The following is a 22,640-nucleotide window of genomic DNA, read 5'->3' as shown; positions in this document are numbered from 1 at the left end:
TTGCTTTTCAGCAAGATAGGGAATTTGTCGCAACCCAGCTTAGAATGTGCCACAATAGCATGCATTTGCCGTGTAAGTAATATTATGTAAATATTTGATATGCACAAAGCCAAGCCAGCAAGGCCATTGACGCGCGCTGACGTCAAAAACGTCTTTCCAAACGGAATAAACCGCCCGCAAGTCTCGACACACCCCCGGATCTGCGTGTTAATGCAGGCCTGACGCAACACCCAGAAGGCCCAGATGTCACAACCCTCGCTTGATCGGATGTCCGAAGCAGATCGCCTCGCCGCGCGGCGCGATTACCTCGAACGTCTGACCAACGCCCAGACCATCGAGGAGCTCTGGAAACTCCATTGCGACAAGATGGCCGGCTATGGGTTCGACCGCCTGATCTACGGGTTCACGCGCTACCGTACGGCCACCTCCCTTGGCGATCCCGAGGACTTCGTGATCCTCACCAATCACTCCGAGGAATACACCGACGGCTTCCTTGGAAAAGGTCTCTACTTTCATGCGCCTATGGTTCGCTGGGCGCTGGATCACGAAGGCGCCTGTTCCTGGGAAATCCTGGCCGAGATGATCTCGTCCGGGACGCTGACCGACAGCGAACGCAAGGTGATCGCGTTCAACCAGAAACACGATGTCACCGCAGGCTATTCGATCAGTTTCAAAAGCATCTCGCCACGCACCAAGGGCGCCATCGCGCTCACGGCCCGGTCGGGTCTCAGCCAAGGCGATATCGACGCAACCTGGGCGGTGCATGGGCGCGACATCGTGGTGATGAACAACGTCGCGCACCTCAAGATCCTCACCCTGCCCTATGCGGGTCCGACCCGCGGGTTAACCAAAAGGCAACGCGAGGCCCTACAATGGGTCGGTGATGGCAAGACGACCGCCGATATCGCGCTGCTCATGGGGTTGACCTCCGCCACGGTGGAGAAACATCTGCGCCTCGCTCGCGAGGCCCTGAACGTCGAGACGACCGCCCAGGCGGTGCTCAAGGCGGCGTTCCTGAATCAGATGTTCGTTCTGGAAAACTGACCCCTTCGTGACAATTATTGTCACGTGAATTCATGCACTTAAGCCCGTATGGGTTGTTAAGGTATGGTTTACCTTACTTTCGTGACGCGGCGTCACGAGGCATTCTGCAGATGTTCCGTGAGTGGTGGCAATTAGGCCATGGAACATTCGGGTCGGACCCCCCGAGATTTCGGGGCTCGCCGTCCTGACCGGGAAACCGGACGTCGGTCTGGGGTGTATTGTTCCACCCTGGGACCGGCATTCGGAGCGCTTCAACATCCCCATCCTGGGGCGCTCTGATCCTAAGGCGGTGTCGGTCCATAGCGGCCGGCACCGTTCTTGGTTCTAGAGGGCTGGCTTGGTGATCATCAGCCACAGGATCGCCATCACCGCGGCAAACGCCGGGAAGCCGAAGGCGAACCAGACACGGTAGAGCCGATGGTATCGGTCGGGCAATTCCGCTCCCCTTAAGGTTGCGTCTCGTGCCATGTCCCGCAGCTGGATTTGTATCCACACCACCGGCAACCAGAACACGCCGACCACCACGTAAAGGATCAGTGCCCACATCACCCAGCCTTCGGCCAGCGGCCAGCCCTGCATCCGCGCCAGGACATATCCGGTGATCGGCTGGGCCATTGCGGCGGTCGCGGTAAAGATCGTGTCGGCGATGACGACGGTGCCGGCGACATGCGCGATTGTTTTCGGGTCCTTGCCGCGCTGCGCCATGACCATGAAGAACGCGATTCCGGCGCCGGTTCCGAAAAGCACAGCTGCACCAATGACATGAAGATAGAGGATAAGGTGATACATCATCGCTCTTCCAACAGGATATACCCGGTCAGGGCCAGAGCGATACCGGGCAGGACCTTGACGAATGGTCCCAGCGGATCGGCCCAGAGATCGGGGGTCATCAAGGTCCCTGCCCCCAGATATCCCAGCGACACGGCGATCATGCCAAGGCAGGCCCATTGTGCCGCCGCCCGCCATAGGATCGCCAACCCCAGGCCAAGGTCGATCGCGGCGCCGATCAGGACAAAGCTCATCGCGCTGGTCAGGCCGAACCCGCGGCTTGTCAGAACCTCCGCCGCTACATCTCTTTGCGCGAACCCGATCAACCCAGAGGTGATCCAGAAGAGCGCCAGAATCGCGACGGTCACGGGCGTCATCACCCACATCCGGGCGAACAATCTCTCCTGTCGGGTGGGCGTCATCCGCGCCAGGATCTGGGGCAAGGTCGCACAGTCCCTGCCCCCGGCTCGCCGCCAAGGCTCCGGGTCTCCCTCGATCCCCGATTGCAACTGCCGTATCGCCGTCGTCCGCAACGGTGACCGCCATCCCAGCCAGCCAAGCAGGTCCGCACCGAACCCGATCCCCTGCAAAACGACACCCGGCACGCGCAGACGCCGGGACCACGGTTCAAAACCCAACCAATTCCGCAGGATTGTGACAGTTTTCGGGAAATCACGGCTCTCCGCCTCTGTCAGATCGGCGATTGTCCCTGTGGCGATACCGCCTTCTGCAGCCTGTACGACAGCCCCCGCCACGTCCTCCAGAGCGACGCAGGACACGCGCGCGTCGGGCATCACCACAGGTTCGACCAAGGGGATTCCGGCCGTGGCCCGCAGCAACGCCGTACCGCCATAGGCGTCCGGCCCGATCACCAGCGTCGGCCGCAGGATGATGAAGTCGACGTTGGACGCTTTCAGAACCGCATCGCCCCGCGCCTTGCTGCGGAAGAATTCGGTTTCGGAACCCTCTGATACGCCCGCGGCCGAGATATGGACGAGCCGGGTGTCGGACCCCTCCAACACGCTGACAAGGTTGGATAAAGCGGTGACGTGGATCGTCTCCAGATCGTCGCGCAACCCGTCCTGCAATGCACCAGAGGCATTGATGACAACGTCATACCCCGCCACCAAGCCGGCCCAGTCCAGTGGCCTGGCCAGATCGGCCGTGACCCATGGCAGACCCGGCAGAACACGCTGCGCCGTCCGGGCGGAGCGACCGACCCCGGTGACCTCGAACCCGGCAGCCAACAGGGCACGGCAACAGGCGGCCCCGATCAATCCGTAGGCCCCGAGGACCAAAGCTTTGCGCTTGACCGTCATGGCGGCTCCCTTTCTGCTGGGGGCAATCCTCGCCGCTACCGGAGCCACAGACAATGAGCGATCTGCTAACCACCGGCCCGGATGGGCAGAAACGTTGCAAATGGGTAAGCCAGACTGAAGATTTCATTCCCTATCACGATCAGGAATGGGGATTTCCGGTGGCAGATGACCGCTGGCTTTTCGAAAAGCTGTGCCTGGAGAGTTTCCAATCCGGCCTCAGCTGGCGGACGATCCTGGCCAAGCGCGACAACTTCCGCGCCGCCTTCGAGAATTTCGAGATCGACAAGGTTGCGGCCTTCACCGACGCGGACGCCGACAGGCTGTTGCAGGATGCCGGGATCATTCGCCACAAGGGCAAGATCGCCGCGGTGATGAACAACGCCAAGCGTGCGCAGGAACTGGTCGCGGAACAGGGATCGCTGGCCGCCTATGTCTGGTCCTATGAGCCAAAGGCCGAAGAGCTGGGCACGCCCCAGGCGCTGACCATGTCGGCCTCGTCCCATGCCATGTCGAAGGATTTGAAGAAGCGCGGATGGAAATTCGTAGGCCCGACGACGATCTTCGCCTTCATGCAAAGCATGGGGCTGCTCAACGACCACGCGGAGGGGTGCTGCATGCGCACGCCGGTGGAAGCGGCCCGCGCAGCGTTCACGCGCCCTGCCCCGCTCTGAGCGGCACCAAACCCCTCACCGCAAAAGAAAAAGGGCCGGGAAATCCCGGCCCTTCCGAACAGGTTGCAGGCGGGATTACCCGCGGGCGGCGGCGGCCACCTCTGCTGCGAAATCCTCTTCCTTCTTCTCGATGCCTTCGCCGACCTCGAGGCGGACAAAGCCCGCGATCTCGACACCGGCTTCCTTCGCGGCGGCCTCGACCGTCAGGTCGGGGTTGATGACGAAGGACTGGCCCAGAAGCGTGACTTCGGACAGGAACTTCTTCATCCGGCCCTTGATCATGTTCTCGATGATGTTCTCGGGCTTGCCGGATTCACGGGCCTGCTCGGTCAGGACGTTGCGCTCGCGCTCCACCAGTTCCGGGTCCAGGTCGGCTTCGCCGAGGGAGGCCGGGTTCACGGCGGCGATGTGCATCGCGACCTGCTTGCCGAACTCTTTGTTGGTGCCTTTCAGGGCGACCAGAACACCGATCTTGCCCATGCCGTCCGCAGCCGCGTTGTGCACGTAAGAGACGACCTGGTCGCCTTCGATCGTGGCCATCCGGCGCAGGGTCATGTTTTCGCCGATGGTCGCGATCTTGTCGGTGATGGTGGCCTCGACAGTCTTGCCGCCGACATCCGCGGATTTCAGCGCCTCGACATCGGACACGCCCAGGGCGGCCGTGGCGATGGATTTCACCATGGACTGGAATTCGGCGTTCTTGCCGACGAAGTCGGTTTCGGAGTTCACCTCGACAGCGACACCCTTGCCACCATAGACGGCAACGGCGACCAGGCCTTCAGCGGCGGTGCGGCCGGCCTTCTTGGCGGCTTTGGCCAGACCCTTGGTGCGCAGCCAGTCAACGGCGGCTTCCATGTCGCCATCGGTCTCGGTCAGCGCCTTCTTGGCATCCATCATGCCTGCGCCGGTCATTTCGCGCAGTTCTTTCACCTGTGCAGCAGTGATCGCCATATCGGCTCTCCTCGAACTTGAAATAGGTCTGGCCGCGGAACTACCCGCGACCGATGTCAGATTTGTAAAGGTCCGGCGGCCGCACGCCCTGCGGCGGCCTGCCGGAGATAAGGCTTACGCCTCGGCCGGAGCTTCCTCGACGGCCTCTTCGACGGGGGCTTCTTCCATTTCGCCCACATCAACACCGGCTGCGCCCAGCTGGGCGGTCATGCCGTCCAGGGCCGCGCGGGAGGCCAGGTCGCAGTAGAGCGAGATGGCGCGGGCCGCGTCGTCGTTGCCCGGGATGATGTAGTCGATGCCGTCGGGGGAGCAGTTGGTGTCGACAACGGCGACAACCGGGATGCCCAGCTTGTTGGCTTCGGCGATGGCGAGGGATTCTTTCTTCACGTCGATGACGAAGAGCAGATCCGGCACGCCGCCCATTTCACGGATACCGCCGAGGGAAGCGTTCAGCTTCTCCTGGTCGCGTTCCATGCCCAAGCGTTCCTTCTTGGTCAGACCTTCGGCGCCGGCGGCCAGTTTCTCGTCGATTTCCTTCAGGCGGTTGATCGACTGGGAAACGGTTTTCCAGTTGGTCAGCGTGCCACCGAGCCAGCGGTGGTTCATGTAGTACTGGGCGCATTTCTCGGCGGCTTCGGCGATCGGAGCCGCGGCCTGGCGCTTGGTGCCGACGAAGAGCACGCGGCCGTTCTTGGCCACGGTTTCGCGGATAACGTTCAGAGCAGCGTCCAGCATCGGGACGGTCTGCGTCAGGTCCATGATGTGGATGCCGTTGCGCGCACCGTAGATGAACTCGCCCATACGGGGGTTCCAGCGCTGCGTCTGGTGGCCAAAGTGGACGCCGGCTTCAAGCAGCTGGCGCATGGTGAACTCGGGAAGAGCCATGTCCTATATCCTTTCCGGTTTTCGCCTCGGCGGGGGTGAGACCTGATGGTCAACCGGTGGACGATCGGGGATGTCTCCCCCGAAGGCCCGACCCCGCCTGCGGGATTGAGTGGCGGTCCATTACACGCAGCCCGGCCCCTTGGCAACCCGTCAGGGGCGTGTTTCTGCCAATATGTGCGGGCTTTCGTCGCTTTCCGACAGGATCAGCCGTCGCCGCACCCCGATCCGGTCCAGAAACGCGCTGTCATGGCTGATGACGATCAGTGCACCGTCATAGGCGTTCAGGGTCGTTTCCAGCTCTTCGATGCTGCGCAGGTCGAGGTGGTTCGTCGGTTCATCCAGCAGCAGCAGGTCCGGGGCCGGATCGCTGGCAAAGGCCGCCATCAGCCCCGCGCGAAGCCGTTCGCCGCCCGACAGAGCCTGCAACGGTTTCTCGGCCTCGCGGTTGCGAAAAGAGAACCGGGCGAGTGCGGCGCGGATCTGCGCCTCTGTCTGGTCCGGCAACCTGCGGCGCATCGCGTCCAGCAACGTGCCGCCCTGTCCCAACCGGCGCAGATCCTGGTCCAGCCAGGCGGTCTGTGCCGCGTTGTGGACATGCCCGGATAGCGCGGCCTCCTCTCCGGCGATCACGCGCAGCAAGCTGGTCTTGCCGATTCCGTTCGGACCGTCGATGGCGATGCGTTCCGGCCCGGTCAGCGTCAGGTCCACCGGCCCGATCCGACGCGCGCCGGGGGCGATCGTGACCGCCTCCATCCGCAGCACCTGCTTGCGCGGGGCGAGGCCCGTGGCGGGCAGGTCCAGATGCAGCGGCGTCAGGCGGGTCAGCGCCGCCTCGGCCTGCTCCTTTTGTGCCTCGGCCCCGGCAATCCGGTCGGCATGGCTTTCTTCGCCCCGGCCCGATGTCTTTTCGGCCCGGGCCTGCTGCATGTCGTGCCACATCTTGGGCATGGAGCCGTCGGCGCGCGCGCCCTGCCCCTTGGATGCCTTTCGGGCCTGCCGTTCGCGCATCTTCTGGCGGTCGCGCCGGGCGCGGGTCAGGTCGGCCTCGGCCCGGTCCATGGCGCGGGTGGCGCGGGCGCGGCGGGCATCGCGGTCGGCCTCGAAGGTGGACCAGCCGCCGCCGGTCACCTCTGCGCCCGGGCTGTCGAGGTCGATGATCCGGTCCATCTCCTCCAGCAGGGTGCGGTCATGGCTGGCCACGATCACCGGGCCGGGCCAGTCGCGCAGGATGGAGAGCACCATGGCGCGACCTGCCCCGTCCATGTTGTTCGTCGGCTCGTCCAGCAGCAGGATGTCGGCCTGCGACAGCATCGCCCCCGCCAGCAACAGCCGCATCTGTTCGCCGCCGCTGAAGGAGGCGACGGGCCGGGCGGGATCCGTCGCCGGAAGGCCGACGCGATCCAGCGCGGCCTCCATCCTGTCTGGCAGGGTCCAGTCGGCGCGGCCAGCATCCTCGACACTGCCGTTCCCCGCCAGCAGCCGGGTGATCCGGGCGTGGTCTTCGGCAACCCCCATCAGGGCCGCGGCGTCGGTGGCAGGCCCCGGCGATTGGCGCAGCAGGTGGACGGATCCCGTGGTTCCGACGTGACCGCTGGCCGGGTCGGCACACCCTGCCATGACGTTGAGCAACGTGGATTTCCCGCAGCCATTCCGCCCGACCAGACCATGTCTGCCGGGGCCGAAAAGAAGGGTGAGGTCGGAAAGAAGTGGGGTGCCGTCAGGCGTGGTGATCGTGACCGTATCGAGCGTGAGAGTGGCAGGCATGGGACATCGTTTCATCTGTGGGAACAAGGGCGAGGCGGTTGTTCCTGATGTCCATGTTGAAGCACTCCTGTCGGTGGGCGCCACGACTGGCGCCGGTCAGATGAAGGGTATCTGGGTCATCCGGGCCGTCGGATCAACCCCGCAACGTCGCGCGGCACCTATTCGGCGGCACGGTGTGGTTCTTCGGCACCCGGCCCAACGAAAAACGCCGCCCGAACCGGGACGGCGCTTTCGTTCAGCCCGCAACGGACCGGTCAGAGGAATGTCCGCTCAACCGCCCAATAAAGACCGACACAGGCAATCGCGGCAGAGGCAGGGATCGCGATGCCGGGGCGATACCAGCTCTTGTGGCGGAACCAGGCACCAACGGCGAGGAAGGCCAGCGCGATGACGGTCAGCTGTCCCAGCTCCACCCCGATATTGAAGCCGATGAGCGCGGGGATGAACTGTGCCTGCGGCAGCCCGAATTCCTGCAACACGCTGGCAAAGCCCAGACCGTGCAAAAGTCCGAAGGCAAAGACCACGAAGGGCCGCCAACGATGCAGGTTGGTGGAAAAGATATTCTCGATGGCGACATAGGCGATGGAGGCGGCGATCAGCGGCTCGACGATGGCGGGCGAGACATTGACCCAGCCAAGCGCACCAAGCGCCAGCGTCACCGTGTGCGCAAGCGTAAAGGCCGAGACCTGCCACAGCAGCGGCCGGATCGCCGGCGACAGGAAGAACAGCCCCAGCACGAACAGGATATGATCCAGCCCCTTGGGCAGGATGTGATCGAAACCCACCGGAATGTAGCTGATGAAGGCCTGAAGCCCCGTCTGCGCCTGTCCCCCGGCCAGGTTGATCGGCGGGCTGGTTTCGCCACCTTCTAGGTATTCGGCGAACCCTTCCTCGACCCCGGTCTGGCGCAGCGCAAGGGTGCCATAGCCGTCGGGCCAGGCCAGTGTCACCGTCGGCGCCCCGTCCGGCAAGGCGCCCGTCAGAATGACCTGTGTCGGCCGGGCCAGGTCTTCGTTGCCGACCTCGCTGACCTCGATCCCGTCCAGGGACAGCGCAACCGGCGCATCGCCCGCCGACAATACGATCGGCCCGCCAATCTGCGCCCAGGCCGCATCCAGCCGCGCGCCGAGCTCTTCGGGCGACAGGGCGCGCAGGGCGTCGTAATCGTCGGACCGGTCAGAGGCGTTGGTATCCTCCAGCCCGTCCAGGTCGATCCCGGCCAGCAGCGCTTCGGCATTCACGCGCAGCTCCAGCCGGACGGTGTCGGCCTCACTGGACAGGCGCGCGATGGTCGGTAGAACCTCGTGCGCCGCGGCCATTCCGGACCAGAGCGCGATAACAAGCGCGGCACCCAGCCCGCCAACTCTTGACATATGGTGGGTCAGACGCAGCTTGGCTGACATGAAAACGTTTCGCATGATCACACTCTCCCTGTTGTTACCTCTACCCACGGTAGCGGTTGCACATGAGTTTTGGCTCGAACCGAAAAAGTATCAAGTCGATGCCGGGGACGAGACCGGGATTGCATTTCGGAACGGTCAGGATTTCGAAGGGATCGAGATGAGCTGGTTCGACCGGCGCCTCGACCGTGCCGACATCTATGTCGATGGCGAGCCGACGGCCTATGAGGGCCTGCCCGGCGACATGCCCGCCATGAACGTGACCGTGCCCGAGGGGTTGGTCAGCGTGGCTTATGGCTCCACCATGTCCAAGCTGACCTACAAGACGTGGGACCTGACCCTGCTCTTCGCAGAGCACAAGGATTTCGACTGGTTCGAAGAGGCCCACGCGGAGCGCGGCCTGCCGCAGGAGGGCGTGACCGAAGGTTACTGGCGGTTCTCCAAGACGCTGATCGCCGGCGGTGAGGGCGAAGGGTCTGATGTGGCCGCGGGCCTGCCGACCGAATTCGTCGCCCTGACCAATCCCTATGCCGACGCGATCACCGAATTCTCGGCCCGCCTGCTCTATCAGGGCAAACCCCGCCCCGACGTGCAGGTCGAGATCTGGGCCAAGGCCGAAGACGACAACGTCACCAAGTCCATTGCCTATACCGATGCCGAGGGCGTCGTGCGGTTTCCGGTGACCCCCGGCACGGCCTACCAGATCGATTCCGTCGTGCTGCGCGAACCGGCCTCGCCGGAAGCGCAGGAGCGGGACGTCATGTGGGAAAGCCTCTGGGCCAACATGACCTTCGCGGTGCCCCGGCGATAGCGCTTGCCCCGCTGCCGCCCTGAGGGCAAGAAGGCGGCATGAGCCAGACACCCGACATCCTGTGTATCGGATCCGTCCTTTGGGACGTGATCGGCCGCTCTGCCAGCGTGATGCGGCAGGGATCGGACGTGCCGGGGCGCATCACCCGCCTGCCCGGCGGCGTCGCGATGAACATCGCCATGGCCGCCGCGCGGTTCGGCCTGCGCCCGGCCCTGCTGACCGCCATCGGCCGCGATGCCGAGGGGGACGAACTGATCGGCGCATGTGAAAGCCTCGGGATGGACCTGGCGCATATCTACCGCTCCGACGACCTGCCGACGGATCGCTACATGGCGGTCGAGGGCGCCAATGGCCTGATCGCCGCCATTGCCGACGCCCATTCGCTGGAAGCCGCGGGTGCCAAGATCCTGCGCCCGCTGACCGAAGGGCCGTTGGGTGACGCGCAGGCCCCCTATCAGGGCCGGATCGCCCTGGACGGCAACCTGACCCGCGAATTGCTGGAAACCATCGCCTCCTCGCCCGCATTTGCCGCGGCGGATCTGCGTGTGGCCCCGGCCTCTCCGGGCAAGGCGGAACGGCTGCGGCCCTTCCTGACCCATGGCCGCGCGATGCTCTATGTGAACCTCGAAGAGGCCGGGCTGCTGTGCCAGACCAGTTTCGACGATGCCGCCACCGCCGCGCAGGGCCTGATCGCGCGGGGGGCCGCTCGCGTCACCGTCACCGATGGCGGCCGGTCCGCCGCGGAATGCGACGGGCGCGACCTGGTCATCGGCACCCCGCCCGAGGTGCTGGTGACCCGCGTGACCGGCGCCGGCGACACCTTCATGGCCGCCCATATCGCCGCCGAGGCCGAAGGCGCCCCGCGTCAGGAGGCGCTGGACCGCGCCCTGACCGCCGCGGCGCGTTACGTGTCTGGCGAAACCTCTCTCTGACCCGGAAGCCGATTTATGTATGACCTGAAACTGTCGCCCGAAGTAGCTGATGCCATGGCGAAAAATGCTCCCGTCGTGGCGCTCGAAAGCACCATCATCACCCACGGCATGCCCTATCCGCAGAACCTGGAAACCGCCCGCCAGGTCGAGGATGATATTCGCGCCGAAAGCGCCATTCCCGCCACCATCGCGGTGATCGGGGGCGTGTTGCATGTGGGGCTGACGGCAGAGCAGCTGGACGCCCTGGCGCAGGCCCGGAACGTGGCCAAGCTGTCGCGCGCCGACCTGCCCGTCTGCATGGCGACCGGTGGCACCGGGGCCACCACCGTGGCCGCCACCATGATCGCCGCGCATCTGGCCGGGATCGAGGTCTTTGCCACCGGCGGTATCGGCGGCGTCCATCGCGGGGCCGAATCCAGCATGGATATCTCGGCCGACCTGCAGGAACTGGCGCAGACCCCGGTGACGGTGATCTGCGCCGGCGCCAAAGCGATCCTCGACATTCCGCGCACGCTGGAAGTGCTGGAAACCCTGGGCGTCCCGGTCATCGCCTATGGACAGCCCGTCCTGCCCGCCTTCTGGAGCCGGGACAGCGGCCTGCCCGCGCCCCTGCAGCTGGACCAACCGGTCCAGATCGCACGCGCGCACAGGATGCGCGGCGCCATGTCCGTGCCCGGTGGTCAGCTGATCGCCAACCCGGTGCCCGAGGTTGATGAAATCCCCCGGGACGAAATCGAACCGATCATTCTGGAAGCGCTGGCCGAGGCCGACGCGCAGGGCATCACGGCCAAGGCCGTCACGCCTTTCCTGCTGGATCGGATATTCACCCTGACGCGGGGCCGGTCGCTGGACACCAATATCGCGCTGGTGCGCAACAACGCGCGGCTGGGGGCGAAGATTGCACAAGAATTGGCCGCGCTTGGACCAAGCGCCTCAAAATAAACCGTGTTCACCATTGCCGCTGCCCCCGGCAATGCCTAGTTTCTGGCCGATACTCTCCGGAAGGCCGCGATGACGGACCCACTCAACGAAAAGCCGCCAAAACCGGGTCTGCTGGCCCGGCTCCGGTCCAGTTTCCTGACCGGCATCGTGGTGATTGCCCCGGTCGGGCTGACGATCTGGCTGCTCTGGACCCTTGCGGGCTGGGTGGACGGCGTCGTGCTGCCGCTGGTGCCGCAGACCTTCCAGCCCGAGAAATACATCGGCATCAACCTGCGTGGCGTCGGTATCATCTTCTTCCTGGTGTTCACGATCATCGTGGGCTGGATCGCCAAGGGGCTGATCGGCCGGTCGCTGATCCGCTACGCGGAAACGCTGGTCGAACGGATGCCCTTTGTCCGGTCGATCTATTCCGGAGCCAAGCAGATCGCGGAAACGGTCTTTGCCCAGACCGAGCGCAGCTTTGAAAAGGCCTGCCTCGTGCAATATCCGCGCAAGGGCATCTGGGCCATCGGCTTCGTCTCGACCGAGGCGAAGGGCGAGGTCAACCAGCGCGCCGAAACCGGATCGCCGCTGATGTCGGTCTTCGTGCCGACCACGCCGAACCCGACCTCGGGCTTCCTGCTGTTCTTCCCCAAGGAAGACGTGATCGAGCTGGACATGACCGTCGAAGACGCGGCCAAGCTGGTGATCTCGGCCGGGCTGGTCTACCCCAACGGCAAGGATCCGACCAAGCCGCCGCGCTAAGTCGTCGGCTCAGTTAAGCATTTCCGGCAAATCGACCGTCGAGGTCTTACCAAGTGACGACAGGTTCTTGGCAAGGAACTCTTCGGTCGCTTGCCGGCCTGCCTCCTTCAACTTGGTCAGCAGAACCGGGTTGGGCAGCATCTTGGTCGCCACGGACAGATCCTGCATGATGGCGTCATCGGCGATCATGTGAACCAGCACGTTCTTCATCTGCTTCGGTTCGACCCGCTTTTCCTCGATCAGCCGCTGCACGAAGGCGATGGCGCGCAGTTCACGCAACAGCGAAGAGTTGAAGCTGATCTCGTTCACCCGGTTGTCGATCTGTTGCGGGGTCATCGGGATCTCGTCCCGCTCCAGCGGGTTGATGTTCACGATGACGATGTCGTCGGGCAGGTCCTGATCGAACAACGGGAACAGCGCCGGGTTGCCGGAATAGCCGCCATCCCAATAGGCCTCGTCCCGTTCGGTGTTCGGGTCGTAAATCTCGACAGCCTGGAAGATCGTGGGCAGACAGGCCGAGGCCAGGATCGCCTCGGTCGTGATTTCGTCTTTGGTGAAGATGCGCACCTTGCCCGTGCGCACATTGGTGGCACAGACGAACAGCCGCGGCCCGCCATCGGCGCAGACGGATTCGTAATCGAAGGACCGGACCACCTGGTCCAGCGGATTGCGGTAGAACGGCCCGTAAGAATAGGGAGAGCTGATATGGCTGAGCGCGTCGGCGGCCAGGAACGGCGGCGCGAACTCCATCGCCTTGGCCAGTTCCGAGGTCGAGGGCGTGAAGAGCTTTTCCATCACCGTGAAGGGGGCAGCCATCCAGCCGGGCAGCCGCATGTCGTTGACCGCCCCCATCCGCGTCCACAGGTCGTTCAGGGTGGCGCGGGCGCCTTCGCGCCCACCCCGCATCCAGCCGGACTTGTAGGCCGCGCCGTTCAGCGCCCCTGCCGAAGTGCCGGAGATCCCGGCAATCTCGATATCTTCCTCGTCCAGCAGGCGATCCAACACGCCCCAGGTATAAGCGCCATGGGCGCCGCCCCCCTGGAGCGCGAGGTTTATGCGGTGCTTGGCCACGCCCTCAGGCCGCAGTCCAGCCGCCATCGACGGGCAGCGCTTGCCCGGTGATCTGCGCGGCCGAGTCGGAGGCCAGGAAGACCGCCAGGTCGCCGATCTGTTCGACGGTGGCGAATTCCTTGGACGGCTGCTTGGCCAGGATAACCTTCTCGATCACCTCGTCCTCGGACATGTTGTATTCCTTGGCGGTGTCGGGGATCTGCGCCTCGACCAGAGGGGTCAGCACGTAGCCGGGGCAGATCGCGTTGCAGGTGATCTGTTCCTTGGCGGTTTCCAGGCCGACGGTCTTGGTCATGCCGACCACGCCATGTTTCGCGGTCACATAGGCCGATTTGAACGGGGACGCGCGCAGGCCATGGGCCGAGGCGATGTTGATGATCCGGCCCCAGCCGGCCTTGCGCATCATCGGCAGGGCCGCCGCGGTGGTATGGAAGGCCGAGGACATGTTGATCGCGATGATCGCATCCCACTTGTCCTGCGGAAACTCGTCGATCGGGGCGACGTGCTGGATCCCGGCATTGTTCACCAGGATATCGCAGGCCCCGGCCTTTTCGATCAGGGCCCGGCATTGATCGCCCTTGGACATGTCGGCCTGGATATAGCGGACCTCGGTGCCGAATTCCTCCGACATGTCCTTGGCCAGCTTGTGATCGTCGTCGTTGTCGGTGAAGGAGTTCAGAACGATCTTGGCCCCTGCGCCGGCAAAGCTGCGGGCAACGCCCAGACCGATCCCGGAATTGGACCCGGTGACGATGACGGTTTTTCCTGCAAGTGACATCGCAGCTCTCCTTTTGAAATGTCGCTGTGTCGCAGCATAGTTGCTGCGCGCGCAAAGGAAACCGTGGAAACGGGGCCGCCGTTCCGTGTGGTGCGGCACAAATGCGTGAACGGCATTCCGACCCGATCCACGGTCATGCGCGCCAAATCGCCTACGGAAATTCCCTCGCTTGTCCAAAGGGGGGATCCGCCTGCTATAGCCGCCCGATCCAGCCAGCGCGAACCGCCAGCCAAGACCCCCGATTCTCGTCCTCCAATGCCCCGGTGGTGTTCAGCCACCTGCCATGAGGTGACACCGTCAGATGCGGCGGGCGATGCGCGGCGGTCATGCCATCACAGGCTTGCACATAAGGGATCGAGGGGCTGTCGCGCGGCCAAAAAAAACGCCGGCACGAAGCCGGCGTTAAGTTATTGAGGCAGGTTTCATACAGGCAAGAAACCTATCGAGCAGTGCTCTCTTTATAAGCAATGATCGGCCCGGTTCCAAGCTAAAAGTTTGATAAGACGTGAAAGCCTAGATAGCGTCCCGGTCAACAGAGACAGGCTAAGCAGGGATTGTTGCCAAAATGAGGCCACATTTTTTCGTCACACACGTCGCGCTTGCCGGGACACTGGCCCTCGCGGCTTTGACCGGACCGACTCGGGCAGAGCCCAGCCATGGCATAGCTATGTACGGAGAGCCCGCCCTTCCACCTGATTTTGTGTCCTTACCCTACCTCAATCCCGAGGCCCCCAAGGGCGGGACGCTGGTCAGCGGGAACGAGGGCGGCTTTGACAGCCTCAACCCTTACGTCATCACCGGGAACCCGCCCTGGCAACTGCGTTTCCTGATTTCCGAAAGCCTGATGTACCGGTCCCAGGACGAACCATTCACCGTTTACGGTCTTTTAGCCGAATCGGTCGAGGTGCCTGACGACCGTTCCTGGGTCGAATTCACCCTGCGGGAAGAGGCCCGATTCTCCGACGGCACCCCGGTGACCATCGAAGACGTGATCTGGTCCTACGAAACCCTGGGGACGGAAGGAAACGCCCGGTATCGGGGGCTTTGGTCGCTTCTGGAAAGCGTGGAACAGACCGGGCCGCGCTCTGTCCGGTTCACCTTTTCCAAGCAGGACCGCGAGTTGGCGCTGATCACCGGGCTGCGGCCGATCCTCAAGAAGGCGCAGTTCGAAGGCAAGGATTTCGCCAAGCTGAGCCTCGAGGAACCGCCCATCGGCTCCGCCCCCTATGTCATCAGCGATTTCACCCCGGCCCGGTCCGTCACCCTGACGCGGAACCCCGATTACTGGGGCGCGGACCTACCGATCCGCCGCGGCACCAACAATTTCGACGAGATCAAGATCGAGTTCTACGGTGACAGTGCCGTCCTTTTCGAGGCCTTCAAGGGCCAGGAGATCAGCTACATCCGCGAATTCAACGCCGAGAAGTGGAACCGCGACTACGATTTCCCTGCCGTCCGCGCCGGCGACATCGAACTGAGCGAAATCCCCTCCGAGCGCCCCTCCGGTATCACCGGCTTCGTAATGAACACCCGTAAACCGCCGTTCGACGACATCCGGGTGCGGGATGCGATGATCCACGCGTTCAACTTCGAATATATCAACGAAACCCTGACCGGCGGGCGGCAGCCCCGCATCACCTCCTATTTCTCGGGGTCCGAGCTGGCGATGCAGGACGGTCCCGCCGAGGGCCGGGTGCGCGAGTTGCTGGCGCCTTTCGCAGACAACATCCCCAAAGGCGCGCTTGAAGGCTATGCGCTGCCGCAATCCGACGGCTCCCCCCGCAACCGCGGCAACATCCGCAAAGCGGTCGCGCTGCTGGAAGAGGCGGGTTGGACAATTCAGAACGGTGCGTTGGCAAACAGCAACGGAAAGCCGTTCGAATTTACACTTTTGCTACGACAAGGTGCGAACGAGTTTCAGACGATCTCGGACCTCTACGGCAAGGCGCTGGAACGTCTGGGCATCACCATGCGGGTCGAGATCGTGGACCCGGCCCAATACCAGCTGCGCCTGCAGGATTTCGATTTCGACATGACCGATATCCGCCGGCAATTTTCGCTGTCGCCGGGCAATGACCAGCGTCTGTATTGGGGGTCTGACATCGCCAACACGCCGGGGTCACGCAACCTGATGGGGGTGGAAAGCCAGGCCATCGATTCGATGGTCGACGCCATGGTCGAAAGCCGGTCTTCCGAGGATTTCACTGCCGCCGTGCGGGCACTGGACCGTCTGCTGACCGCCGGGCGCTACGTGATTCCGATCCACACTTTCGACAAGGGGCGCATCGCTCATGTGAAAGAGCTGAAATATGCCGAGGATAGGGTGCCGCTCTATGGCGATTCCGTCTACTTCCTGCCGGAAATCTGGTGGTATGATGAGGGATAGACTCTCTCCCGTCACCGGGCTGTCACAGGCCCCCTCTACCAGCACATCGCATGAACATACTTGTCCTCTGCGCCGGGAATTCCGTCCGGTCCATCCTGCTTGAAGCCATTCTGAACGACCGTGGGGGTGGCCGTGTCCAAGCCTGGTCCGCGGGGTCGCACCCGACCGGGTCGATCCACCCCCAGGCACTCAAGCTGCTGGAGGAAATGGATCACGACACATCGCGCCTTCGGTCGAAAAGCTGGGACGAGTTCACCGGCCCCGACGCGCCCGAGATCGACATGGTCATTACCGTCTGCGCCCGGGTCGCGGGCGGGGCCTGCCCGGTCTGGCCCGGCCAGCCGGTGCGCGCCCATTGGGGGCTGGAGGATCCGGCCGCCCTGCCCGAGGACCTGTGGGAAAGCGGCTTTCGCGCCGCCTATGATATCCTCGACCGTCGCGCCGGTGCCCTGCTGAAACACGCGATCGAAACCCTCGACCCGTCCGAGCTCAAGGCAACGCTGGATCGGATCGGCAAGAAGTAGCGTCACGCATCTGCCACGCCTCCTCGCAAAAGCGTGAGGTCGGGAACCCGGCCCCGGCTTCGTCGTTTTCCCTGTGTCGAACGAGCAATTTGAGGAGCAGACAGATGCAATGGGCACAGATCAGCCGTAACTGGGAAGCTTTCACCCCCGCCATCATCGACCATTGGCCCGATGCCGAGGAAGATGACGTGCTGGCGCTGGACGGAACCGCCACCTCCCTGGCGATGTACCTGTCCGAAGTGACCGGCGAGCCGGCCACCGATACGCTGGCACAGGTCGAAGACTGGCGGATGGGCCACGCCCCCACCGATGTCCTGATGGACGAAACCCGCGACAACAAGAATATCTCGGATGCCGCGCGGCACCTGGGGGATGGCGAAGACCCCTATGACCGCGACGATATCTTCGGTGCCGAAGGTGAAGCGGCCGAACCTATGGGGCGGCAGTAACCTTGCCTCCCCGACCGGTCGCCGGTCGGGGTTTCAGGGTCGGGGTTTCAGGTCAGCGACGTGACCCACAGGATCGTCGCGTCGTCATCGCTGACCGACACGACATTGTGGCCCATCGAGGCATCGTAATAGGCGCTGTCCCCGCGCCGCATCTCGATGGGTTCGTAGAATTCGGTGTAAAGCCGGATCACCCCGGTGAGGACATAGAGAAACTCCTCGCCGTCATGACGCACCCAGCCGTCGAATTCCTCCATGCTGCGCGCCCGCACCCGTGCCCTGTAGGGCAACATCTGTTTGCGCGTCAGCGTCTCCGCCAGCAATTCATGTTCATAGGTCGCGGTCGCATGGGCCGCGCCCTCTCCACTGCGGGTGATCGTGCGTCGCCCGTTGACCCTCGCCTGCTCGGGCGGTGTGAAAAGCTGCGGGACGGAGATCCCCAACCCGGTCGCCAGCTTGCGCAGCGCGTCATAGGTCGGCGACATCTGCCCGTTTTCGATCTTCGACAGGGTGGAGCGCGCCAGCCCGGCCTTCTGCGCCGCCTGTTCCAGCGTCCAGTCGCGCTCCTTGCGCAACTGCCGTACCCGATCCCCGAGGTCGAGCGGCACGCCGGTATCGCTCTCTCCGCTCTCGCGGGCGATCCGGATCAGGGATTTCGGGTCGGTCTCTGTCATGGCGTTGCTACATAGGGCGCGGGTACAGGTGTTGGCAACTGCCCCCTTGCGCCCCGCGCCGCCGGGGCCTAACCCTTTGCCATGCTCTCGATCTTCGACAAGGGCCCTGCCGCCCCCTGCCCGTCCCCGTTCAACCTGGCCGCCCATGTGCTGGCCCATGCGGATCGCCTGGCCGACAAGGTCGCGCTGTCGATCCTTGGCCTCTCCGGCGCCGAGCGCTGGTCCTATGCCAAGCTGGCCGCCGCGGTGCGCGGCACCGGCACGGGGCTGCTGGAGGCCGGTTTCAAACCCGGGGACATCCTGCTCATGCGGCTGGGCAACAATGTCGAGTTCCCGATCGCCTATCTCGGGGCGATCGCCGTCGGGTTGGTTCCGGTGCCGACCTCATCGCAACTGACCGAACGCGAAGTGGCCAAGATGGTCGACGGGCTGGGCCCGGCCGGCATCCTGCTGGGCGATGGGATTGCCTGCCCGCAGGTCGACATTCCGGTCATCGGGACCGAGGCGCTGACCGCGATGCGGGATCTGCCTCCCGCAGATTATCACATGGGTGATCCGAACCGTCTGGCCTATATCGTCTACACCTCCGGCACCTCCGGAAACCCGCGCGCCGTGATGCATGCGCACCGGGCCATCTGGGCGCGCAAGATGATGCATGACGGCTGGTACGGGCTGGGCGAAAGCGACCGGCTGATGCATGCCGGGGCCTTCAACTGGACGTATACGCTGGGCACCGGGTTGATGGATCCGTGGTCCGTTGGCGCGACGGCGCTGATCCCTGCCGAAGGGGTCGAGGCGCAGGCGCTGCCGCTGCTGATGAAGCGTCACGAGGCAACGATTTTTGCTGCAGCTCCGGGCGTTTATCGTAAAATCCTCAGCCATCACGAAAAGCTCTCCCTGCCGCATCTGCGCCATGGTCTGACTGCGGGCGAAAAGGTGTCGGACACGATCCGCGATGCCTGGCGCGATGCGGGCGGTGGCGAGCTCTACGAGGCGTTCGGCATGTCCGAATGCTCCACCTTCATCTCCGGGTCGCCCTCCACCCCGGCCAAGTCCGGCGCGCTGGGGCAGCCTCAGGTCGGACGCCGCGTTGCCGTCGTTGGACCGGACGGTCCAGTGCCCATTGGCGAGGAAGGCGTGATCGCGATCCATCGCGAGGATCCGGGCCTGATGCTGGGATATTTCGGGGCCGAGGACGAGGCCCGCGCCCGCATGCAGGACGAATGGTTCCTCACCGGCGATCACGGCACCATGGATGAGGACGGCCAGATCACCTACATGGCGCGGGCTGATGACATGATGAATGCCGGAGGCTATCGCGTGTCCCCCATCGAGGTCGAAAGCGCCCTGGCCGACATTCCGGGCATCCGCGAAATCGGCGTCACCGATTGCGAGGTGAAGGCCGACGCAAGGCTGATCATCGCCTTCTATACCGGCCCCGAGAAGCTGGACGAAGCCATGCTGAAAGGCATCGCCTCCGAACGCCTGGCGCGGTACAAACAGCCACGGGCCTTCGTCCATCTTGACGACATGCCCCGCAATCCGAATGGCAAGCTGGTGCGCAAATCCCTTCGCGCCATCTGGGCCGAACAACGGGAGATGTCATGACCTCCGACCTCGTCGAGACCCTCATCGACACCCATGGCGAAGACGGCGCGGCCCCGACCCGCGAGGAATGGGAGAAAATCCTGGCCCTGCCCGGTGACGAGGCGGTGCTGATCCTAAACCTGCTCAGCTTTGTGCCGGAAACCGGCATGGCCGATTACGGGCGTTACATGCAGGGCGTCGGCCCGTCCTTTGCCCGTGCCGGCGGCAAGCAGGTCTTTTTCGGTCCCGCCGAGTTCTGTTTCTCCATGAACGAGGAAGAGGATTGGGACGCCGCGATCCTGACCCGCTACCCCTCGCCCCAGGCGCTGGCCAACATGTGGCTCGATCCGGAATATATTGAAGCCCACGAAGCCCGGCGTGACGGGCTGGCGCGGTCGCAGGTGCTGGTCATCCGCGACAGCCAGGCCCGTTTTCCCTGACCCCACACCGCCCCACGACACGCTTCACAGAAAGGAGCGCCCCATGGCCGTCAAGCTCGACATTCTTTCCGACCCGATCTGCCCCTGGTGCATGATCGGCAAGGTCCAGCTGGAACGCGCCCTGGAACAGCGGCCCGACCATGGTTTCATGATCGAATGGCACCCTTTCCAGCTGAACCCGGACATGCCCCGCGACGGTATGGACCGGCGCGATTACCTGGCGCAGAAATTCGGCGGGCCGGAGCGCGCGGATCAGGTCTATGCCCAGATCGGACAGCACGCCAAGGAGGCGGGCGTCGAGATGAACCTTGATGCGATCACCCGCACGCCCAACACGCTGGATGCGCACCGTCTGATCCATTGGGCCGGGATCGAGGAATGCCAGCCCGAGATCGTCGACGCGCTGTTCGCGGCCAATTTCCGCGATGGCCGGGATATCGGCGACCGCGACGTACTGTCGGATATCGCTGATGGCGCCGGCATGGACGCCGCCGTCGTGCGCCGCCTGCTGGACAGCGATGCCGATGAACAGTTGATCCGCGACCGCGATGCGCATTCCCGCGAAATGGGCGTCAGCGCCGTGCCGACCTTCATCGTCGCCTCCCGCCATGCGGTACCGGGCGCGCAGCCGCCCGACCTGTGGGTCAAGGTCATCGACGAGATCGCCGAAGGCCTCGCGGCCGAATAGGTCCGCCATGCCGATCCGCCCGGCCACACCACAGGACCTGGACCGCGTGCGCCAGATCGTGGCTGCCGCCTATGGTCCCTATATCGCCGAAATCGGCCAGACCCCCGGCCCGATGCTGGAGGATTACGAACAGGTCCTCGCCAGCGGCCACGCCCATATCCTGGATGCACCGATGCCGGTCGGCCTGATCGTCCTGATCCCCGAAGACGACGCCATGTTGCTGGAAAACATGGCACTCGACCCCGCGCATCAGGGCCAGGGGCATGGCAGCGCTCTGATGCGATTTGCCGAAGACAGCACCCGCGCCCTCGGGTTGTCGCGGATCCGGCTCTACACCCATGCGGGCATGGTTCGGAACCAGCAGATTTATCGTGCCATGGGCTATGAAGAGACGCACAGGGTGACCGAACACGGCCTGCCGCGGGTCTACATGGCCAAGCCACTGGACTGATTTCAAACCCCCGCTCTTACATTTATGCACAGCCGCTCTGCGTGGCGCTTCACGGGGGATCGTGCTAGCAGCCCGTATCACGAAGACCGGAGCGTCTGATGCAATCCAAGATTTCCCCGTTCGAATTCGTGGCCATGATGGCCATGATGGTGGCGACCGTTGCCTTCTCCATCGACAGCATGCTGCCCGCGATGCCCGACATCGCGGCCGAACTGGTGCCGGACAATCCGAACCGGGCGCAGCTGATTCTGTCGGCCTTCATGGTCGGGATGGGGCTCGGGACGCTGTTCAGCGGCCCGCTGTCGGACACGTTCGGACGCAAGAGCATCGTCTTCCTGGGGGCCGCTCTGTATATCCTGGGCGCCGTTCTGGCCTGGGCCGCGCCCACCATCGAGCTGATCGTCGCCGCCCGCGTGATCCAGGGCATCGGGGCAGCCGGGCCGCGGGTCATCTCGATCGCCATCGTACGTGATCTTTACGCGGGACGCGAAATGGCGCGGTTGATCTCGTTCATCATGATGGTCTTCACCATCGTCCCTGCCCTCGCCCCGCTTCTGGGCACCGGCATCATCGAACTCAGCAGCTGGCGCGGCATTTTCGTCGCCTTCCTGGTCTTCGCCTTCATCTCGACCACCTGGTTCGGGCTGCGTCTGACCGAACCGCTGCCGCCCTCGGCACGCCGCCCCTTCAGTGCCTCGGCGCTCTGGCTTGCCCTGAAGGAAATGATGGCGATCCCGATGGTGCGCAATTCGATCTACGTGCAGATCATGATCTTCTCGGTGCTCTTCACCTCGATCTCGCTGATCCAGCCGACCTTCGATCTGATCTTCGGCCGGGAAGAGGAATTCGCGCTCTATTTCTTCATCATCGGCGGCTTCTGCGCTACGTCCTCGCTGGTGAACGCGACCTTCGTCATGCGCTACGGCATGCGCGCCATCGTTACCCTGTCGATGTCGGTGGTGCTGGGCATCACCGCGCTGATGCTGGTGCTGACCGTGCTGGGATCGGACGGGCCGCTCTACTTCTGGGCCTACGTGATCTGGCAGACGTCCGTCTTCTACCAGATGGGCCTGACCGTGGGGAACCTGAACGCCCTCGCGATGGAGCCGCTGGGCCATATTGCCGGCTTGGCCGCGTCGGTCATGGGGGCCATCGCCACCATCCTGGCCGGCATCGTGTCGACGATCATCGCGCAGATGTTCAACGAAACGACCATGCCCCAGATCCTCGGAACGCTGATCCTGCTGGCGGCCGCGATGCCGTTCCTGATCCGGATGCGCCACCTGGATCGCCCCTCTCAGGTCAGGTCGCCCGCGGATTGACCTGAAGTTAAGATTTATTCGGTATGCATATGTATACATTCT

Annotated in this window: 23 protein-coding genes; 14 read left to right on the top strand and 9 right to left on the bottom strand. The window is 63.9% G+C overall.

Annotation, left to right across the window (positions count from 1 at the left end; genetic code table 11):
• Positions 1-243: 243 nt before the first annotated feature.
• Positions 244-1,044: an autoinducer binding domain-containing protein gene (locus ATO9_RS16760; protein ID WP_238318792.1), complete on the top strand. Its 801-nt coding sequence runs from the start codon at positions 244-246 to the stop codon at positions 1,042-1,044.
• 324 nt (positions 1,045-1,368) lie between these two features.
• Here the strand turns inward: ATO9_RS16760 and ATO9_RS16755 are convergent, their stop codons facing one another.
• Positions 1,369-1,836 (bottom strand): DUF2269 family protein, encoded by a 468-nt coding sequence (locus tag ATO9_RS16755; RefSeq protein WP_043751869.1) that lies wholly within the window; start codon positions 1,834-1,836, stop codon positions 1,369-1,371.
• Positions 1,833-3,131, bottom strand: a complete 1,299-nt coding sequence (locus ATO9_RS16750) for an SDR family oxidoreductase (protein ID WP_043751867.1) — start codon at positions 3,129-3,131, stop codon at positions 1,833-1,835. Before ATO9_RS16750 ends, ATO9_RS16755 begins: the two co-directional genes overlap by 4 nt.
• A 53-nt stretch (positions 3,132-3,184) precedes the next feature.
• On the opposite strand from ATO9_RS16750, the gene ATO9_RS16745 reads away from it, so the two are divergent.
• Complete coding sequence (locus ATO9_RS16745) at positions 3,185-3,802, top strand: DNA-3-methyladenine glycosylase I (protein WP_043751866.1); 618 nt, start codon at positions 3,185-3,187, stop codon at positions 3,800-3,802.
• 75 nt (positions 3,803-3,877) lie between these two features.
• Here ATO9_RS16745 and tsf read toward each other — a convergent pair whose 3' ends face one another.
• From tsf to ATO9_RS16725, 4 genes are all read right to left on the bottom strand, one after another.
• The gene (gene tsf / locus ATO9_RS16740; RefSeq protein ID WP_043751862.1) at positions 3,878-4,753 is read right to left on the bottom strand and encodes a translation elongation factor Ts; all 876 of its coding nucleotides are present in this window, start codon (positions 4,751-4,753) and stop codon (positions 3,878-3,880) included.
• A gap of 114 nt (positions 4,754-4,867) precedes the next feature.
• Positions 4,868-5,638 carry a 30S ribosomal protein S2 gene (rpsB, locus tag ATO9_RS16735; protein ID WP_043751859.1) on the bottom strand — a complete coding sequence of 257 codons (771 nt, stop codon included), beginning with the start codon at positions 5,636-5,638 and terminating at the stop codon, positions 4,868-4,870.
• Between the two features lie 150 nt (positions 5,639-5,788).
• The gene (locus ATO9_RS16730) at positions 5,789-7,402 is read right to left on the bottom strand and encodes an ABC-F family ATP-binding cassette domain-containing protein (protein WP_052418414.1); all 1,614 of its coding nucleotides are present in this window, start codon (positions 7,400-7,402) and stop codon (positions 5,789-5,791) included.
• A 254-nt stretch (positions 7,403-7,656) separates the two neighbouring features.
• Positions 7,657-8,820 carry a HupE/UreJ family protein gene (locus ATO9_RS16725; RefSeq protein ID WP_081979626.1) on the bottom strand — a complete coding sequence of 388 codons (1,164 nt, stop codon included), beginning with the start codon at positions 8,818-8,820 and terminating at the stop codon, positions 7,657-7,659.
• On the opposite strand from ATO9_RS16725, the gene ATO9_RS16720 reads away from it, so the two are divergent.
• The 4 genes from ATO9_RS16720 to ATO9_RS16705 all read left to right on the top strand — a co-directional run bounded on the left by ATO9_RS16720 (position 8,804) and on the right by ATO9_RS16705 (position 12,231).
• The gene (locus tag ATO9_RS16720; RefSeq protein WP_043751857.1) at positions 8,804-9,613 is read left to right on the top strand and encodes a DUF4198 domain-containing protein; all 810 of its coding nucleotides are present in this window, start codon (positions 8,804-8,806) and stop codon (positions 9,611-9,613) included. The genes ATO9_RS16725 and ATO9_RS16720 overlap by 17 nt on opposite strands.
• 38 nt (positions 9,614-9,651) lie before the next feature.
• A complete protein-coding gene (locus tag ATO9_RS16715; RefSeq protein WP_043751854.1) occupies positions 9,652-10,545 on the top strand; it encodes a PfkB family carbohydrate kinase in 894 nt (297 codons plus the stop codon).
• Between the two features lie 15 nt (positions 10,546-10,560).
• The gene (locus ATO9_RS16710; protein ID WP_043751851.1) at positions 10,561-11,487 is read left to right on the top strand and encodes a pseudouridine-5'-phosphate glycosidase; all 927 of its coding nucleotides are present in this window, start codon (positions 10,561-10,563) and stop codon (positions 11,485-11,487) included.
• Between the two features lie 69 nt (positions 11,488-11,556).
• Positions 11,557-12,231 (top strand): DUF502 domain-containing protein, encoded by a 675-nt coding sequence (locus ATO9_RS16705; protein WP_043751847.1) that lies wholly within the window; start codon positions 11,557-11,559, stop codon positions 12,229-12,231.
• A 9-nt stretch (positions 12,232-12,240) separates the two neighbouring features.
• On the opposite strand, the gene ATO9_RS16700 is transcribed toward ATO9_RS16705, so the two are convergent.
• Together ATO9_RS16700 and ATO9_RS16695 are read right to left on the bottom strand one after the other, a co-directional pair.
• Positions 12,241-13,329: a patatin-like phospholipase family protein gene (locus tag ATO9_RS16700; RefSeq protein WP_052418412.1), complete on the bottom strand. Its 1,089-nt coding sequence runs from the start codon at positions 13,327-13,329 to the stop codon at positions 12,241-12,243.
• Positions 13,307-14,080: a 3-hydroxybutyrate dehydrogenase gene (locus ATO9_RS16695; protein ID WP_043751843.1), complete on the bottom strand. Its 774-nt coding sequence runs from the start codon at positions 14,078-14,080 to the stop codon at positions 13,307-13,309. Before ATO9_RS16695 ends, ATO9_RS16700 begins: the two co-directional genes overlap by 23 nt.
• Positions 14,081-14,645: 565 nt before the next feature.
• Between ATO9_RS16695 and ATO9_RS16690 the strand changes: the two genes are divergently transcribed.
• From ATO9_RS16690 to ATO9_RS16680, 3 genes are all read left to right on the top strand, one after another.
• Positions 14,646-16,466, top strand: coding sequence for an extracellular solute-binding protein (locus ATO9_RS16690; protein WP_081979625.1), 1,821 nt, complete (start codon positions 14,646-14,648; stop codon positions 16,464-16,466).
• Between the two features lie 50 nt (positions 16,467-16,516).
• Positions 16,517-16,990 (top strand): arsenate reductase ArsC, encoded by a 474-nt coding sequence (locus ATO9_RS16685; RefSeq protein WP_043751837.1) that lies wholly within the window; start codon positions 16,517-16,519, stop codon positions 16,988-16,990.
• 104 nt (positions 16,991-17,094) lie between these two features.
• Entirely contained in the window at positions 17,095-17,439 is a 345-nt protein-coding gene (locus ATO9_RS16680) for a hypothetical protein (RefSeq protein WP_043751834.1), read from the top strand.
• 47 nt (positions 17,440-17,486) lie between these two features.
• Here ATO9_RS16680 and ATO9_RS16675 read toward each other — a convergent pair whose 3' ends face one another.
• On the bottom strand, positions 17,487-18,110 hold the full coding sequence (locus ATO9_RS16675; protein ID WP_043751831.1) for a helix-turn-helix domain-containing protein: 624 nt from the start codon (positions 18,108-18,110) through the stop codon (positions 17,487-17,489).
• Between the two features lie 81 nt (positions 18,111-18,191).
• Between ATO9_RS16675 and ATO9_RS16670 the strand changes: the two genes are divergently transcribed.
• From ATO9_RS16670 to ATO9_RS16650, 5 genes are all read left to right on the top strand, one after another.
• Entirely contained in the window at positions 18,192-19,718 is a 1,527-nt protein-coding gene (locus tag ATO9_RS16670) for a class I adenylate-forming enzyme family protein (RefSeq protein ID WP_043751828.1), read from the top strand.
• A complete protein-coding gene (locus tag ATO9_RS23605; RefSeq protein ID WP_052418411.1) occupies positions 19,715-20,137 on the top strand; it encodes a DUF1330 domain-containing protein in 423 nt (140 codons plus the stop codon). Before ATO9_RS16670 ends, ATO9_RS23605 begins: the two co-directional genes overlap by 4 nt.
• 43 nt (positions 20,138-20,180) lie before the next feature.
• Positions 20,181-20,825 (top strand): DsbA family oxidoreductase, encoded by a 645-nt coding sequence (locus ATO9_RS16660; protein WP_043751825.1) that lies wholly within the window; start codon positions 20,181-20,183, stop codon positions 20,823-20,825.
• 7 nt (positions 20,826-20,832) lie between these two features.
• Positions 20,833-21,276, top strand: a complete 444-nt coding sequence (locus ATO9_RS16655) for a GNAT family N-acetyltransferase (RefSeq protein WP_043751822.1) — start codon at positions 20,833-20,835, stop codon at positions 21,274-21,276.
• Positions 21,277-21,374: 98 nt separating this feature from the next.
• Positions 21,375-22,598: a multidrug effflux MFS transporter gene (locus ATO9_RS16650; protein ID WP_238318791.1), complete on the top strand. Its 1,224-nt coding sequence runs from the start codon at positions 21,375-21,377 to the stop codon at positions 22,596-22,598.
• The last annotated feature ends 42 nt before the right edge of the window (positions 22,599-22,640 follow it).

This window comes from Pseudooceanicola atlanticus (assembly GCF_000768315.1).
GTDB classification, from domain to species: Bacteria; Pseudomonadota; Alphaproteobacteria; order Rhodobacterales; family Rhodobacteraceae; genus Pseudooceanicola; species Pseudooceanicola atlanticus.
The sequence above is the reverse complement of the archived record's forward strand: the minus strand, read 5'-3'. Positions and strand labels throughout refer to the sequence as shown.

Bases quoted from the DNA above. Each gene is read 5' to 3' on its own strand.
- ATO9_RS16760 (WP_238318792.1), top strand. From the start codon at position 244: ATGTCACAACCCTCGCTTGATCGGATGTCCGAAGCAGATCGCCTCGCC.
- ATO9_RS16755 (WP_043751869.1), bottom strand. From the start codon at position 1,836: ATGATGTATCACCTTATCCTCTATCTTCATGTCATTGGTGCAGCTGTG.
- ATO9_RS16750 (WP_043751867.1), bottom strand. From the start codon at position 3,131: ATGACGGTCAAGCGCAAAGCTTTGGTCCTCGGGGCCTACGGATTGATC.
- ATO9_RS16745 (WP_043751866.1), top strand. From the start codon at position 3,185: ATGAGCGATCTGCTAACCACCGGCCCGGATGGGCAGAAACGTTGCAAA.
- tsf (WP_043751862.1), bottom strand. From the start codon at position 4,753: ATGGCGATCACTGCTGCACAGGTGAAAGAACTGCGCGAAATGACCGGC.
- rpsB (WP_043751859.1), bottom strand. From the start codon at position 5,638: ATGGCTCTTCCCGAGTTCACCATGCGCCAGCTGCTTGAAGCCGGCGTC.
- ATO9_RS16730 (WP_052418414.1), bottom strand. From the start codon at position 7,402: ATGCCTGCCACTCTCACGCTCGATACGGTCACGATCACCACGCCTGAC.
- ATO9_RS16720 (WP_043751857.1), top strand. From the start codon at position 8,804: ATGAAAACGTTTCGCATGATCACACTCTCCCTGTTGTTACCTCTACCC.
- ATO9_RS16725 (WP_081979626.1), bottom strand. From the start codon at position 8,820: ATGCGAAACGTTTTCATGTCAGCCAAGCTGCGTCTGACCCACCATATG.
- ATO9_RS16715 (WP_043751854.1), top strand. From the start codon at position 9,652: ATGAGCCAGACACCCGACATCCTGTGTATCGGATCCGTCCTTTGGGAC.
- ATO9_RS16710 (WP_043751851.1), top strand. From the start codon at position 10,561: ATGTATGACCTGAAACTGTCGCCCGAAGTAGCTGATGCCATGGCGAAA.
- ATO9_RS16705 (WP_043751847.1), top strand. From the start codon at position 11,557: ATGACGGACCCACTCAACGAAAAGCCGCCAAAACCGGGTCTGCTGGCC.
- ATO9_RS16700 (WP_052418412.1), bottom strand. From the start codon at position 13,329: ATGGCGGCTGGACTGCGGCCTGAGGGCGTGGCCAAGCACCGCATAAAC.
- ATO9_RS16695 (WP_043751843.1), bottom strand. From the start codon at position 14,080: ATGTCACTTGCAGGAAAAACCGTCATCGTCACCGGGTCCAATTCCGGG.
- ATO9_RS16690 (WP_081979625.1), top strand. From the start codon at position 14,646: ATGAGGCCACATTTTTTCGTCACACACGTCGCGCTTGCCGGGACACTG.
- ATO9_RS16685 (WP_043751837.1), top strand. From the start codon at position 16,517: ATGAACATACTTGTCCTCTGCGCCGGGAATTCCGTCCGGTCCATCCTG.
- ATO9_RS16680 (WP_043751834.1), top strand. From the start codon at position 17,095: ATGCAATGGGCACAGATCAGCCGTAACTGGGAAGCTTTCACCCCCGCC.
- ATO9_RS16675 (WP_043751831.1), bottom strand. From the start codon at position 18,110: ATGACAGAGACCGACCCGAAATCCCTGATCCGGATCGCCCGCGAGAGC.
- ATO9_RS16670 (WP_043751828.1), top strand. From the start codon at position 18,192: ATGCTCTCGATCTTCGACAAGGGCCCTGCCGCCCCCTGCCCGTCCCCG.
- ATO9_RS23605 (WP_052418411.1), top strand. From the start codon at position 19,715: ATGACCTCCGACCTCGTCGAGACCCTCATCGACACCCATGGCGAAGAC.
- ATO9_RS16660 (WP_043751825.1), top strand. From the start codon at position 20,181: ATGGCCGTCAAGCTCGACATTCTTTCCGACCCGATCTGCCCCTGGTGC.
- ATO9_RS16655 (WP_043751822.1), top strand. From the start codon at position 20,833: ATGCCGATCCGCCCGGCCACACCACAGGACCTGGACCGCGTGCGCCAG.
- ATO9_RS16650 (WP_238318791.1), top strand. From the start codon at position 21,375: ATGCAATCCAAGATTTCCCCGTTCGAATTCGTGGCCATGATGGCCATG.